This window comes from Paraburkholderia sp. HC6.4b, assembly GCF_014200875.1.
Lineage (GTDB): Bacteria > Pseudomonadota > Gammaproteobacteria > Burkholderiales > Burkholderiaceae > Paraburkholderia > Paraburkholderia tuberum.
Genome location: NZ_JACHDC010000005.1, coordinates 1 through 12,829 on the forward strand (window position 1 = coordinate 1; position 12,829 = coordinate 12,829).

A 12,829-nucleotide genomic window follows, 5' to 3' on the forward strand; every position below is an offset into this window, starting at 1 on the left:
TCGGTCCGCCAAACCCGCCGCGCCTGAACCACCACTACCCGGCACTGCTTCGTTTGCGTCGCTGCGTCTGCAGCAGAGAAGCGAGATTATGGAGAAATTCCGTCGGATCGTCAACAGGTTTTTATCACTCGCCTAACCTGCCCACGCCGCCGAAGCCCACGCCATCAAAGGCTTCCCGCTTCTCCGCACCCCGGCGTCCGGAGCGCGAAAGTGCGGAATTCTAGTCGCCGACATCGGGACTTGCAAGCGAAATCTTGGGGTTTTCCTTAGGGGATCTTTCCCATACGACCCGGATCGTCTATCGATGGGGTTTTCACTTCGGGCGCCAGCGTCTGGGCAGCGGATGCGCCGATCGTCCAATCATGCAGCACGGTATAAGCGACCGCCAGCAACGTCGGGCCGATGAAAACACCAAGAAAACCAAACGCAAACGCGCCGCCCAGGATGCCGAGCATCACCAGAATCAACGGCATGTCACTGTTTTTGCCGATCAGGATCGGCTTGATGACGTTATCGGCCATGCCGACTACCAGCAGGCCCCATATGACCACAAAAATCGCCCATCCAGTCGACCCGCCCTGATACAGCCAGATCGCTGCCGGCAACCAGACAATGACCGGACCGCCCGGCACCACCGACAGAAAAAACGTCACGAGCCCGAGCAACGCCGGCGCCGGTACGCCCGCCATCCAGAAACCGAATCCCGCGAGAACCGCCTGTACGAGGGCCGTACCAAGAATCCCGTAGACCACCCCCTTCACCGTGCTGCCCGCCAGCGCCAGCAGATACTCGGCGCGCTCACCGGCTACTCGACGCATGCCGGCGTTCAGCCAGGCGGCCGCCCCCTCGCCACCGGTATAAAAGAAGAACGCGAGCACGATGCTCAACGCCAGCAGCCCCAGCCCATGCGTCACCGCAAGCGCCGCCGCCAGAATCCACTTCCCAGCCGGCGCGGCGAGCGTGTGCAATTGCGCGATCAACTCGGAATTGCTGCTGGTCAAGCGCTCCCAAAAGGCCTCGATGCTCGAACCAACCAGCGGGATCCGCTGCACCCACGGCGGCAGATCGGGCAACCCCGACTCGAAAAGTCTTTGCACCAGCGCAACGATGTCGTGAACATGCGCGCCGAACGCGAAACCCGCATAGACGAACGGCCCGAGCACCACGACCAGAATAATCAGCACGATCAAGGTCGCGGCCAGCTTGCGCCGCCCGCCGACCACGCCAGTGAGTCGCCGGTAGAGTCCCCAGGAACTGTAGCTGAGGATGGCGCCCCACAGCAGCGCGGTCGTAAATGGCGCCAGCACCAGCAACGACCCACCCACGAGCACAATCAATGCGAATACCGCGGCAAGTCGCTCGATCAGTTGGTCAGATTTCACGATGAATCTCCTATTGCGCCAGACCGTGGCAATGACATGACACACGCCCGTCAGGCGCCCGCTGAACGCCGTCAGTATAGAAGCGAGTTGGGCGTCCGGGGTGTCTTATACCATCCCGCCAGGGTGTTGCGAGTCGCTTGCGACTGTGCCGGTGGCGACCGCATTTTTTGAGATGAAAGCGCCCAAATTGCCCGGAGATTGCTGGCCAATCCATATAGCTGCCTGGAAAAGACTAGAATATAAGGTTCCGTGCCCCCAATTTTTCTGGATTTATGCGCTCGCGAATCACCAAACGTCTCCCTCCCGACGCCGACAAGCTCGTCGGTCTCTCGCTCGCGCTTTTCGCGTCGGGCAGCCGTACCGAAGATCGCTTCTGGGAAGCGAAGCTCGACGCGCTGCTGGCCAAAGTCGTGCGCAACGCCAACCAGACTACGCTGGACGCCGCGCTCGACCATCTGCAGCAAAACCATCCGGATGCCTACGGCGCGCTGGCCGACATGGCGGAAACGCACAGCGAATCGTTCGTGATCGAACATGAAGGCGTGTCTTATGAAGCGCTGCTGATCGCCGCGCCTGTGCTCGCCTGGACCCGCTACGTGATTCCGTCCGGCCCGCTCAAGTCCGACGCCGCCGACGCCCTGCGCGCACACCTGCAAGCGCACGTGCTCGCTGCCAACACGCGCGTGGCAATGGCTCCATTCCTGTTCAGCATCGACCAGTTGCCGCGCCATCACGTCGAAACGTGGCGCATCGCCCAGCAACTTGCGCAAGCCGCGGTCAGCGGCGGCAACGCGAAGCTCAATTTCGGCGAACTGCCGGAGACCTCGCCGATTCTGGCGGACCCGCGCTTTCTGCTCGCCGTAGTCGCCGCTCCCGTCGGCGACGCGACGTTCCGCTGGCAGGAAGAAGAGCACGGCACTCGCATCGAGCGCGGCCAATGTCTCGATCAATGGGCCACCCAAGGCGGCGCGAATCTGTCGGTCGTGCTGCCGGGCTGCGAATTCGAATGTCTGCTGCCGGATGCGTACTACTCGGCGTGCCGCGACGCCGATGAAAGTGTGCGTCCGCACACCGTGCGTACCGCCGTGCGTTATCTTTTCGACACTATTGGCGCGGCGCCGCAGGATCTGCGCGCGGTGGTCGCCGGCTTCGGCGAACGGCGCATAGACGAGTACCGCGTCGGCTTCACGCGCAAGGGCAGCAACGACGTGATCTACGGTGTCGTGTGGCCACTCTACGGCCGCGAAAACGGCGAGGCGGGCATCGACGAGGAGCCGGAGGAAATCACCGGCTCCGACGAACCGCTCGAGGAAATCGTCGCGCTGCTCAAGGAAACCGGCATCACGGATGTGCGCCGCCACGCGGGCCGCTTCGAGCCGGAATATTGCGACGACTGCGGCGTGCCGCTGTATGCGGACCCGCTCGGCGAAATCGTCCACGCGGAAATGCCCGAAGACGCCGAGCCCGCGCAACCCCATTTCCATTGACACCGAAGTCGACATCCCTGCCTTATCGCAAAAAAGCCCCGTATGTACGGGGCTTTTTTGTTGATTGTCCGCATTTCTTATGCCTTTTGGACAGCCGTCAAAACGAGGGGAATTTGTCATCATAGGCACGGTGACGCATCGCCGTGATCGAGTCAGTTCCACGAGTCCCACAGATGCGTCGCGCCATTTCGCCCGATACATCTGGAGACATGCATGCGCTTCGCGATTCTCAATTCAAACGCAGAACGACGTGATGGACTCAAGGCCTTGCTGCGGCAGATCGACCGGCTGGCACGCTTCACAGAAGCCGATGAATGGCGTCTGCTCGAACGTCCGTTCAAGCGTTATCGGCCTGATCTCGTCGTGATCGACTGGGAGGACTGGATGTCGGTTGCGCAGGTGCGCGCGTTGCTCAGCCACTTTCCGGACCTGCGCATCAGCGTGCTCACCGACGGGACTTTGCCCGCGCTCGTGCGCGCGCTGATGGACGAAGGTGTGCTCGGCGTTGTTCCACGCGACACCGATCCCTGCCTGATCGTGCGCGCATTGGAAATGGTGCTGCTCGGCGGTCACTACGTGCCGCCCGGCGCGCTGGCGATCGATCCGCCGCTGCCGACCGACACCGCGATCCGTACGTTCGACGAAGAAAGTCCGCCGCCCCGCCGCAACAAACTCTCGGGCGGGCTGTCACCGCGGCAGGAGCAGATCATGCGCTGCGTGCACATGGGCAGCACCAACAAGATGATCGCGCGCACGCTCGGCATTAGCGAAGGTACGGTCAAGATCCACCTGACGAGCATATTCCAGCAACTTGGTGCGCCCAATCGCGCCGCCGCGGTCGCGCTTTACAACGGATGGCTCACGAATCATTTGCAAGTGCTGCGCAACAACGGCGAGCACAGCGCGCGGCCGGTCATCCGCGGGCAGCCTGGCCCGGTTCCGCTCCGGCGCCGCACACGTGCGCGCTTCCAGTATCCGTTGCCGGGCAGCGACACCAGCAGCGCGCTACCGATGGCCGCGGAGCCCGCCACGTCGTACGGTGAGGCCCCACCCGGCCGGCCCGCGCGGAAGTCGGTCGGGCCGGGTTCCGCATGACGCGGGGCGCGGGGCACGCCGCGCGCATGGGTTGGAACGTCCGCATGCGCGCGGCGTCGAGGGTGGGCTGGCATGGAATCCGCTCACACCTTTTGTCGTCCAACGAGTAATATGAGACACATGGGTTTCCTCTACACACCGCTTCCGTTTTGGGTCGCTGTCGGTGGCTGGATTGCCACTGCGATGGTGATCGCGCTCGCGCTGTGGAAAAAACCTTTCAAAAGACTTCAGGACGGCACGCTCCAGCATGTCTGGCTCGCGATAATCGTCGCGGTGTCGGTGCTGTGGTCGAGCAACGCCTGGCTCGACGACGGCACCGTGATGCACCTGCTCGGCGCCACGCTCGTCGTCACGCTGTTCGACTGGGGGCTCGCCCTGATCGCGATGGCGGTGGTCGCGGGTCTGGCCGCCGTCGTCTTCGATGCGCCGTGGCAGGGCATCGCGCTGACGTTCCTCGTGTACGGAGCCCTGCCCGTCGCCATCTCGACCTTGCTCCAGCGCATCTGCACCGCGTGGCTACCGCGCAATCTTTTCATGTTCATCTTCGGCCAGGGCTTCGTTTCGCCCGCCATTGCCGTGTCGTTGACGGCCGCGGCAGCGCTCGGCATCCATATCGTCGTGTCCGGCGGTTCGATGACCGTGGTGCCAATCGGCTACGCGCTCAGCGTGCTGCTGCTCGCCACCGGCGAAGCATGGTTCACTGGCATGGCGACCGCGCTGATCGCGGTCTACCGTCCCGCATGGGTGACCACCTACGACGTGCGGCGCTATCGTCTGGGCGGCCCGCGCACCTGAGAATGCGCGCTTTGACGTCGCGTGCGGCGCATCTGTGATAATCAGCGCCTCGTCACCGGAGACTTTCCGGGCGTCCCCGCCAGGACAAGGCAGAATATTTGCAGCAACATTGAACTCAACCCTTGCGCGGGGCATCTTATTTGCCTCATCTCCCATTTGCGTCTAAAGAACTAGATGGATCGCACCAATGTACCGAGCCGGTTGCTGCGGGTGATCGGCCGGTTGGCAGCCTGCGCAGCGAGTCTCTCGCTCATCTGCGCGGCTCCCGCATTCGCTGATCAGCTCGAACAGCACAACGACCTCGTCAAAAGATTTATCACCGAAATGCACGCGGATCCGCTCGTCGCGGACTGCGCCGCGCATGGCGACTTCGTCGCGAGCACGTCGACCGCTTTCGACCACGTCGAATTCCCGTCCAGTTCGTTCGACAGTGCGCACTCGTCGGTCACACCATGGAACGACTCGTTCGACGAAGGCAAGCAGCGCGTCAAGGTGGACAGCATCGTCACCGTCGAGGGCGTCGGCGTGCGCCAGGACAACTCGGGCGAGCCGGCCGATCTGAAATTCCGCTGCGGCTACGTCGGCTCGCAGATGCTCGCGTTCAGCTGGAACGATCCGGTACCGCCAAACCGCGCGCATAGCGCGGGATCGGGCAAGCACAAAGGCGGCAAAGGCAAGCATGCGGTCGGCGGCAAGACGTCGAAGAAGTCGTCGAAGACAGGCTCGGGCCAATCGTCGCGCACGACGTCGAGCAAATCGGCAAACAAGAGCTCGAAGAAGAAGAGCCAATGACATCTGGCGCTGATCGAGCCGCGCCAACGTCCGATCAGTCGCCCCAATAAAAAACGAGGCACGCACTTTTGCCGTGCGTGCCTCGTTCTTTGTGTCCATCCGTCCGCTTCTTCAGGCGAACGTCTCCACGTGTCGCAGGATCGCTTGCAACATTGCGGCGCCAAGCGATGCGCTGCGCTCGCCGTTCCAGCCGACCCGCTCGTCGGGCAGATTTGCGTTGTCCTTGAACGGCATTTCCAACGTCAACGACAGACAGCCGAATTCGTTGCCGATGTACTTCGACGCGAGCTTCAACGCATCCTCGCGATACTTGCTCGCCGCATAGCCATACTTGTCCTGAAAATCCGGACTCGCGTGCTTGAACGCCTCGATGAACGCCGTCTGCTCGCGGCCCTGCCGCTCGGTGAAGCCCGGCAACATTTCGGAGCCCGCGACGAACACATACGGCAATGCCTCGTCGCCATGAATATCGAAGAACAGGTCGCAGCCTATCGCATGAATCGCGTCGCGCACCACCAGCACCTCGGGACTGCGCGCGGCGTCCGGTTCCATCCATTCGCGATTCAGGTTCGCGCCGGCCGCGTTGGTGCGCAGATTGCCGCGCACGCTGCCGTCCGGATTCATGTTCGGCACGATGTGAAACACCGCATGATCGTAGAGCTTGCGCGCGACCGGGTCGCCCGCCCAATCGCCCCAACCGACGAGGCGCTTCACGAACCCCTCGATGAACCATTCGGCCATCGTCTCGCCCGGATGCTGCCGGGCAATCAGCCAGATGTTCTTTTTGGGCGCGGCGTTGGCGGCATCGTTGGCGGGCGGCGTGCCGAGCGTGAGCAGCGAAATCGGCCGGCCTTCGACCGTCTTGCCGAGTTCGGTCAGCGACGCGTGCGGCATCTGCTGCACGGCGCCGAGAAACTCGGCATGACGCTCCTCGCTGTACGGTTCGAAGTACGCGTAGTAGATGCTGTCGAAATCGGGCGTATGGTCGATCGTCAGCACGCGGCCGTCGTACGACGTCGGCACGCGAAACCAGTTCACGCGGTCGTAGCTCGCGACCGCCCGATAGTCGCGCCAGCCCTCCGCGAACGCGCACGCGGCGGCGTTCTCGAAGGTCATCACGCAGCGCTCGCCCGCCGCGCCCGACAGGCGGAAATAGAACCACTGCGCAAACTCGGCGTGGCTGTCGGGCCGTACGCGCAGGCGAATATTGCCGGCGTCCTCGCAGGACAACACATCAACTGCGCCTGCGTCGAAATTGCTCGTAATCGATAACGTCATCGGAGTCTTCCCTGCCTGAATTCACGCTGCCTTTTTAGCGCAGCGGCACGCTTATTCCGCAACGCGGCGGCGAAATACGAAAGTGGAGTCGTTCGAGGCTTCGGCACTGAACGCGTAGCCTTCGGTCTCGAAGTCCTTCAACTGCTCGGGACGATCGAGGCGATTTTCCACCGCGAAACGCGCCATCAAGCCGCGCGCGCGTTTTGCATGGAAGCTGATGATTTTGTAGCGGCCGCCCTTCCAGTCTTCGAACACCGGCGTGACGACCGGCGCGTCGAGCAGCTTCGGCTTGACCGACTTGAAATATTCGCCCGATGCGCAATTGACCAGCACGCGCGAGGTGGCCGCATTCTTCTTCAACTGCGCGTTCAACGCGTGCGTGATCCGCTCGCCCCAGAACGCGTACAGATCCTTGCCGCGCGGGTTGACGAAACGCGTGCCCATTTCGAGCCGGTACGGCTGCAGCAGATCGAGCGGACGCAGCAGGCCGTAGAGGCCCGACAGCACCCGCACGTGATTCTGCGCATAGTCGAGATCGGCCGACGACAACGTCTTCGCATCGAAACCTTCGTACACGTCGCCGTTGAAAGCGAGCACCGCCTGCTTGGCGTTGTGCGTGCCGAATTGCGGCGACCAGTCCGCGTAGCGCTGAAAATTGAGGTGCGCGAGCTGATCGGAAATGCTCATCAGCGAAGCGATCTGTTGCGGCGACAAACGGCGCAGGCCGCTGATCAGTTCGGCGGCGTCATCGACGAAATCGGGGATCGTGTGCTTTTTGACGTGCGGCGGGGTGTCGTAGTCGAGCGATTTCGCCGGCGACAGAACGATTATCATAGAGGCTTGCAGGCACGCCGTGCCTGGCGGTCAAAGACGAAAGCCCGATTGTAACGAATGCCCGGTTCCCTCGCCTCAAGCGGCGCGTTGCGCGTCGTACTCGATTCCAATGTCTGGATCGACATACTCGTATTCGACGACCCGCACACGCGGCCGATCGCCGCCGCGCTCGAAAGGGGCGCGCTCGCCGCGCTGATCGACGCGCGCTGCCTCGCCGAGCTCGCCTACGTGCTCGACTATCCGCAGTTCGCGCACCGCAATGTCGACAAAGCCGCTGCGCTCGCGGTCGTCGCGCGGCTGGCGCAACTGGTTAAGCCGTGTGAGCCGACCGAGTCCGCCGCCGACGCGCGGCCGCTGCCCCAATGCAAGGATCGCGACGATCAGAAGTTTCTCGAGCTTGCGCATGCGGCGCAGGCCGACTGGCTCGTGTCGAAAGACCGTGCGGTGCTGAAGCTCGCGAAACGGATCGCGCGCGACTTCGGCTTCAGGATCGCGCAACCGGCACCGTTCGTCGCGGCAATCGGCATCGCGCAGAATGCTGGGGGCGAGCCCGTCAACGCGTGAATCCGACCGTCCGTGCGGCGCGTTGAGCCGAGCGCATGTTGAAGGTTCATCGTCAGGCGGCTTCTGACGATCAACGTGACACCCGCGGCGCGCACAGCGTGTCGCGATTCCCTACAATCAGGCTTCGCCCTTCGCAACGACAGTTCGAGAACCGGCCCACCTTATCGCCCTGCTACCCACGACGCCATGAACGCACCGCACGACACGCCCACGAGCCCCACGTTTCCGTCTCGCCTGCCGAACGTCGGCACGACGATTTTCACCTTGATGAGCGCGCTCGCCGCGGAAAAAGGCGCGGTGAATCTGGGTCAGGGCTTTCCCGACTTCGCCTGCGATCCGCGCATCGTCGACGCGGTCGCGAACGCGATGCGCGACGGTCACAACCAGTATCCGCCGATGGCCGGTGTGCTGCCGCTGCGTCAGGCGATTTCGGACAAGATCGCGAATCTGTACGGCCGCCACTACGACGCCAATAGCGAAATCACCGTGACCGCGGGCGCCACACAGGCGTTGCTGACCGCGATTCTTTGCACTGTCCATCCCGGCGACGAAGTGATCGTGATCGAACCGACCTACGACAGCTATCTGCCGTCGATCGAACTCGCGGGCGGCAAGCCGGTTTTCGTCACACTCGACGCACCCGATTACGCCATCCCGTTCGACAAGCTCGCCGCCGCGATCACGCCGAAGACGCGGCTCATCATGATCAATACGCCGCACAATCCGACCGGAACCGTGTGGCGCGAACAGGACATGCGCAAGCTCGAGGAGATCGTGCGCGGCACCAACGTGCTGATCCTGTCCGACGAGGTGTACGAGCACATGGTCTACGACGGCGCGCCGCATGAAAGCGTCGCGCGTTATCCGCAACTCGCGCAGCGCAGCTTCGTCGTGTCGAGCTTCGGCAAGACCTACCACGTGACGGGCTGGAAAGTCGGCTATGTGGCCGCGCCCGCCGCGCTGACCGCCGAGTTCCGCAAGGTGCACCAGTTCAACGTGTTCACCGTCAACACACCGATGCAGATCGGCCTCGCCGATTACATGAAGGACCCGGCGCCGTACGTGGAGCTACCGGCGTTCTATCAGCGCAAGCGCGATTTCTTCCACGCGGGCCTCGCGAATTCGCGCTTCAGGCTGCTGCCGTGCACGGGCACGTATTTTCAATGCGTCGACTATTCGGCGATCAGCGACCTGCCCGAAGCCGAATTCGCGCAATGGCTGACCGGCGAAATCGGCGTCGCGGCGATTCCGGTCTCGGCGTTCTATCACGAGGCGCACGAGTCGGGCGTGGTGCGCTTCTGCTTCGCCAAGCAGGAAGGCACGCTCGCTACCGCGCTCGAACGGCTCGCGCGGCTCTAGGATGCCTTGCGCGATGCCACGAACGAACCCACGTTACTTGCCATCGCGCTGCGCGGCACGGGTGTGCGCTTCGCAACCATGCGCGCTTCATGGCACTGCGCTCATTCCCTCAGGACGCACGCGACGCCGCGACACAGGCCTTGCGATCCTCCGTCACGCGCTGCGCAGCCGGCCGCGGGTTGATCGTCTTCACGTAGCGCTTCCAGTCGATCCCCGCTTCGAGCAGAAGATCGCGGCCGTAAATGGTCTGTGTCGCCATACCCACGAGCGGCAGGCTCACGTAGCCGGCGGTATCCGCCACGCTGAATTGCTCGCCGCACAGATACGGCGAGAACTTCGCGATCCGTTTGAAACCGGCGATGTGATGCGTGAGCAGCTTCTCGACGCGCCCTTTCGTCGCGTCGCTGACCGTGCCGCCGAAAAACGCTTCCTTGTACAGATTGCGCACTGTCAGCTCGAGATGTACATCGACGAAAAAGATCATTTCGCGTTCCTTGGCGGCCTGCCACGGATCAGCGGAGAAGATCCGCTTGTCGGGAAAACGCGCAGCCAGATATTCGACGATGCACTGCGACTCGCAGAGGTCGCCGTGCTCGGTCTGCAGATATGGCACCTTGCCGAGCGGCGAATGCTCGAGCAGCGCTTCTTCATGACTCGGCTTCACGAACTGCTCCTCGAACTCGATGCCATGTTCGAGCAGCACGAACTTGACCTTGTTGTAGTAGTTGGACAGCGCAAAACCGCACAGTTTGATCATGGGGTGTCTCCTTGTGTCATGGTGTGTGAGACCGCGCGTCGAGGTTGAAGCAGCGGCTTTCCATCGAATCATCCAAGAAATTGCACGATCGTGCTATTCTAAAATAACCATGGAGTCGGGCATCACAATGAACTCTCGCAATTTCAGCATCGCGACCATCGGCATCGTCGGCACCGGCGCGATGGGCCGCGGTATCGCGCAAATCGCGGCGCTCGCTGGCCTGCGCGTACGGCTCTACGACACCCACGCGGCCGCCGTCGGCGCCGCGCGCGACTATCTCGCGGAGACTTTCGCCAAATTGACGGCCAAAGGCAAGCTGGAGCAGTCGCGCTCGCTCGCCGCGCTCGCCAACGTGAGCGGCGTGCAGGCGATCAGCGAGCTGGTCGGCTGCGATCTCGTCGTCGAGGCGATCGTCGAAAAGCTCGAGGTGAAGCAGGCGCTGTTTCGCGAGCTCGAAACCGTGGTCAGCGGCCGCTGCATCCTCGCGTCGAATACGTCGTCGCTGTCGATCACCGCGATTGCCGCGGGCTGCACCGATCCGTCGCGCGTGGTCGGCTATCACTTCTTCAATCCGGTGCCACTGATGAAGGTCGTCGAAGTGATCGACGGCCTGCGCAGCGACCCCGAAGCCGGCGACGCGCTGATGGATCTCGCCCGCCGCATGGGCCACACGCCGGTGCGCGCGAAGGACATGCCGGGCTTCATCGTCAATCACGCGGGCCGCGGCATGAATACCGAGGGCTTGCGCGTGGCGGGCGAAGGCGTCGCGAGCTTTGCGGACATCGACCGCATCATGCGCGAGCAGGCCGGCTTTCGCCTCGGGCCGTTCGAGCTGCTGGACCTGACCGCGCTCGACGTGTCGCATCCGGTGATGGAGTCGATCTATCACCAGTTCTACGAAGAACCGCGTTACACGCCATCGCCGATCACGGGCACGCGGCTGTCGGGCGGACTGCTCGGCCGCAAGAGCGGCGAAGGTTTCTATCGCTACGTGGACGGCAAGCAGCAGGTTGCCGCCGAAGCGCCCGCGCCGACCACGCTGCCGCAAAGCGTGTGGGTCAGCCAACGCTACCGCGACGCGTATGAGGCCGTCGTGCAACTGGTCGGCAAAGCGGGCGTAAAGCTCGACGAAGGCGCGACGCCCGCCGCCGGTTCGCTGATCCTCGTCACGCCGTTCGGCCACGACGCGACCACGGCCGCGGTCGACGAAGCGCTCGACGCGAGCCGCGTCGTCGCCGTCGATGCCCTGTTCCCGCTCGTCGGCGCGCAACGCCGCACGCTGATGACCACGCCGGCCACGACACGCGCCGCACGCGATAGCGCGCATGCGCTGTTCGCCGCCGACGGCATCCCCGTCACCGTGATCCGCGATTCGACCGGCTTCGTCGCGCAGCGGGTGGTCGCGACGATCGTCAACATCGGCTGCGACATCGCGCAGAAGCAGATCGCGACGCCGGAGGACATCGACCTCGCCGTCATGCTCGGCCTCGGCTACCCGCGCGGACCGCTCGCGCTCGGCGACGCGCTCGGCGCCACCACCATTCTCACGATCCTGCGCAACATGCACAGCGTGCTCGGCGAACCGCGCTATCGTCCGTCGCCGTGGCTCGCAAGACGCGCGCAACTCGGCCTCGCGCTCACGCAGCGCGACGCCACCGACATCCCAACCGAGACCCAATCATGAGCGCCGCCCTGCTCGCTTCACGCCCGGCCAGCAGCGAATCCACGCTGGTCCTCACGCTGTCGAACCCCGGTGCGCGCAACGCGCTGCATCCGGACATGTACGCCGCGGGCATCGAGGCATTCGATACCGTCGAGCGCGATCCGTCGATTCGCGCCGTCGTGATCACCGGCGCCGATGACTTCTTTTGCGCAGGCGGCAACCTGAACCGCCTGCTCGAAAATCGCGCGAAAGATCCCTCCGTGCAAGCCGATAGCATCGACATGCTCGCTCAATGGATTTCGGCACTGCGGCTATCGTCGAAGCCGGTCATTGCCGCGGTGGAAGGCGCGGCGGCAGGCGCGGGATTTTCGCTCGCGCTCGCCTGCGATCTGATCGTCGCCGCGGACAACGCCAAATTCGCGATGTCCTACGCGCGCGTCGGTCTGACGCCCGACGGCGGCGGCTCGTGGTTTCTCGCCGAGGCGCTGCCGCGCCAGCTGGCCACCGAGGTACTGATCGAAGCCAAGCCGATCGGCGCCGCGCGTCTGCACGAACTCGGCGTCGTCAACCGGCTCACCAAAGCCGGCACCGCGCTCGATGACGCGCTCGCCTGGGCCGACGAGCTCGGCGCGATTTCGCCCAATTCGGTCGCGCGCATCAAGGGGCTGATCGCCGCGGCCGGTACGCAGCCGCTCGCGGATCATCTGGTCGCCGAGCGCGACAACTTCGTCGCGTCGCTGCATCATCGCGACGGTCTCGAAGGCATCACCGCGTTCCTCGAAAAACGCGCACCGATCTACAAATAAACGACGAGAGAGCCGCC

General features: G+C 63.6%; 12 protein-coding genes. 8 read left to right on the forward strand and 4 right to left on the reverse strand.

All coding sequences use genetic code 11. The features are described 5' to 3' along the window. Window positions 1-266 precede the first annotated feature (266 nt). Entirely contained in the window at window positions 267-1,382 is a 1,116-nt protein-coding gene (locus HDG34_RS08670) for an AI-2E family transporter (protein WP_090803817.1), read from the reverse strand. Between the two features lie 272 nt (window positions 1,383-1,654). On the opposite strand from HDG34_RS08670, the gene HDG34_RS08675 reads away from it, so the two are divergent. The 4 genes from HDG34_RS08675 to HDG34_RS08690 all read left to right on the forward strand — a co-directional run bounded on the left by HDG34_RS08675 (window position 1,655) and on the right by HDG34_RS08690 (window position 5,551). Next, window positions 1,655-2,869: a DUF2863 family protein gene (locus HDG34_RS08675; protein WP_184059282.1), complete on the forward strand. Its 1,215-nt coding sequence runs from the start codon at window positions 1,655-1,657 to the stop codon at window positions 2,867-2,869. A gap of 213 nt (window positions 2,870-3,082) precedes the next feature. Beyond that, window positions 3,083-3,964, forward strand: coding sequence for a response regulator transcription factor (locus HDG34_RS08680; protein ID WP_090803814.1), 882 nt, complete (start codon window positions 3,083-3,085; stop codon window positions 3,962-3,964). A gap of 120 nt (window positions 3,965-4,084) precedes the next feature. Beyond that, window positions 4,085-4,759: an energy-coupling factor ABC transporter permease gene (locus HDG34_RS08685; RefSeq protein ID WP_184028785.1), complete on the forward strand. Its 675-nt coding sequence runs from the start codon at window positions 4,085-4,087 to the stop codon at window positions 4,757-4,759. Between the two features lie 174 nt (window positions 4,760-4,933). After that, on the forward strand, window positions 4,934-5,551 hold the full coding sequence (locus HDG34_RS08690) for a BspC domain-containing protein (RefSeq protein ID WP_018420043.1): 618 nt from the start codon (window positions 4,934-4,936) through the stop codon (window positions 5,549-5,551). A gap of 111 nt (window positions 5,552-5,662) precedes the next feature. Here HDG34_RS08690 and HDG34_RS08695 read toward each other — a convergent pair whose 3' ends face one another. Together HDG34_RS08695 and yaaA are read right to left on the reverse strand one after the other, a co-directional pair. After that, window positions 5,663-6,829 carry a carboxypeptidase family protein gene (locus HDG34_RS08695; RefSeq protein WP_184059284.1) on the reverse strand — a complete coding sequence of 389 codons (1,167 nt, stop codon included), beginning with the start codon at window positions 6,827-6,829 and terminating at the stop codon, window positions 5,663-5,665. Between the two features lie 51 nt (window positions 6,830-6,880). Next, window positions 6,881-7,663, reverse strand: a complete 783-nt coding sequence (gene yaaA, locus HDG34_RS08700; protein WP_184059287.1) for a peroxide stress protein YaaA — start codon at window positions 7,661-7,663, stop codon at window positions 6,881-6,883. Window positions 7,664-7,720: 57 nt separating this feature from the next. Here yaaA and HDG34_RS08705 point away from each other — a divergent pair, with 57 nt between their 5' ends. Together HDG34_RS08705 and HDG34_RS08710 are read left to right on the forward strand one after the other, a co-directional pair. Beyond that, a complete protein-coding gene (locus HDG34_RS08705; protein WP_184059289.1) occupies window positions 7,721-8,227 on the forward strand; it encodes a putative toxin-antitoxin system toxin component, PIN family in 507 nt (168 codons plus the stop codon). 186 nt (window positions 8,228-8,413) lie between these two features. Next, window positions 8,414-9,586 carry a pyridoxal phosphate-dependent aminotransferase gene (locus HDG34_RS08710; protein ID WP_184059291.1) on the forward strand — a complete coding sequence of 391 codons (1,173 nt, stop codon included), beginning with the start codon at window positions 8,414-8,416 and terminating at the stop codon, window positions 9,584-9,586. A gap of 109 nt (window positions 9,587-9,695) precedes the next feature. On the opposite strand, the gene HDG34_RS08715 is transcribed toward HDG34_RS08710, so the two are convergent. Further along, window positions 9,696-10,343, reverse strand: coding sequence for a glutathione S-transferase family protein (locus HDG34_RS08715; RefSeq protein WP_184059292.1), 648 nt, complete (start codon window positions 10,341-10,343; stop codon window positions 9,696-9,698). 127 nt (window positions 10,344-10,470) lie between these two features. Here HDG34_RS08715 and HDG34_RS08720 point away from each other — a divergent pair, with 127 nt between their 5' ends. Both HDG34_RS08720 and HDG34_RS08725 read left to right on the forward strand, forming a co-directional pair. Beyond that, entirely contained in the window at window positions 10,471-12,027 is a 1,557-nt protein-coding gene (locus HDG34_RS08720; protein WP_184059294.1) for a 3-hydroxyacyl-CoA dehydrogenase, read from the forward strand. After that, on the forward strand, window positions 12,024-12,812 hold the full coding sequence (locus HDG34_RS08725; RefSeq protein ID WP_184059295.1) for an oxepin-CoA hydrolase, alternative type: 789 nt from the start codon (window positions 12,024-12,026) through the stop codon (window positions 12,810-12,812). Before HDG34_RS08720 ends, HDG34_RS08725 begins: the two co-directional genes overlap by 4 nt. Window positions 12,813-12,829: the final 17 nt, after the last annotated feature.

What these genes read in the sequence shown, in the direction of transcription:
- HDG34_RS08685 (WP_184028785.1), top strand. Translation starts at nt 4,085, where the DNA reads ATGGGTTTCCTCTACACACCGCTTCCGTTTTGGGTCGCTGTCGGTGGC.
- HDG34_RS08720 (WP_184059294.1), top strand. Translation starts at nt 10,471, where the DNA reads ATGAACTCTCGCAATTTCAGCATCGCGACCATCGGCATCGTCGGCACC.
- HDG34_RS08695 (WP_184059284.1), bottom strand. Translation starts at nt 6,829, where the DNA reads ATGACGTTATCGATTACGAGCAATTTCGACGCAGGCGCAGTTGATGTG.
- yaaA (WP_184059287.1), bottom strand. Translation starts at nt 7,663, where the DNA reads ATGATAATCGTTCTGTCGCCGGCGAAATCGCTCGACTACGACACCCCG.
- HDG34_RS08680 (WP_090803814.1), top strand. Translation starts at nt 3,083, where the DNA reads ATGCGCTTCGCGATTCTCAATTCAAACGCAGAACGACGTGATGGACTC.
- HDG34_RS08705 (WP_184059289.1), top strand. Translation starts at nt 7,721, where the DNA reads ATGCCCGGTTCCCTCGCCTCAAGCGGCGCGTTGCGCGTCGTACTCGAT.
- HDG34_RS08690 (WP_018420043.1), top strand. Translation starts at nt 4,934, where the DNA reads ATGGATCGCACCAATGTACCGAGCCGGTTGCTGCGGGTGATCGGCCGG.
- HDG34_RS08710 (WP_184059291.1), top strand. Translation starts at nt 8,414, where the DNA reads ATGAACGCACCGCACGACACGCCCACGAGCCCCACGTTTCCGTCTCGC.
- HDG34_RS08715 (WP_184059292.1), bottom strand. Translation starts at nt 10,343, where the DNA reads ATGATCAAACTGTGCGGTTTTGCGCTGTCCAACTACTACAACAAGGTC.
- HDG34_RS08725 (WP_184059295.1), top strand. Translation starts at nt 12,024, where the DNA reads ATGAGCGCCGCCCTGCTCGCTTCACGCCCGGCCAGCAGCGAATCCACG.
- HDG34_RS08675 (WP_184059282.1), top strand. Translation starts at nt 1,655, where the DNA reads ATGCGCTCGCGAATCACCAAACGTCTCCCTCCCGACGCCGACAAGCTC.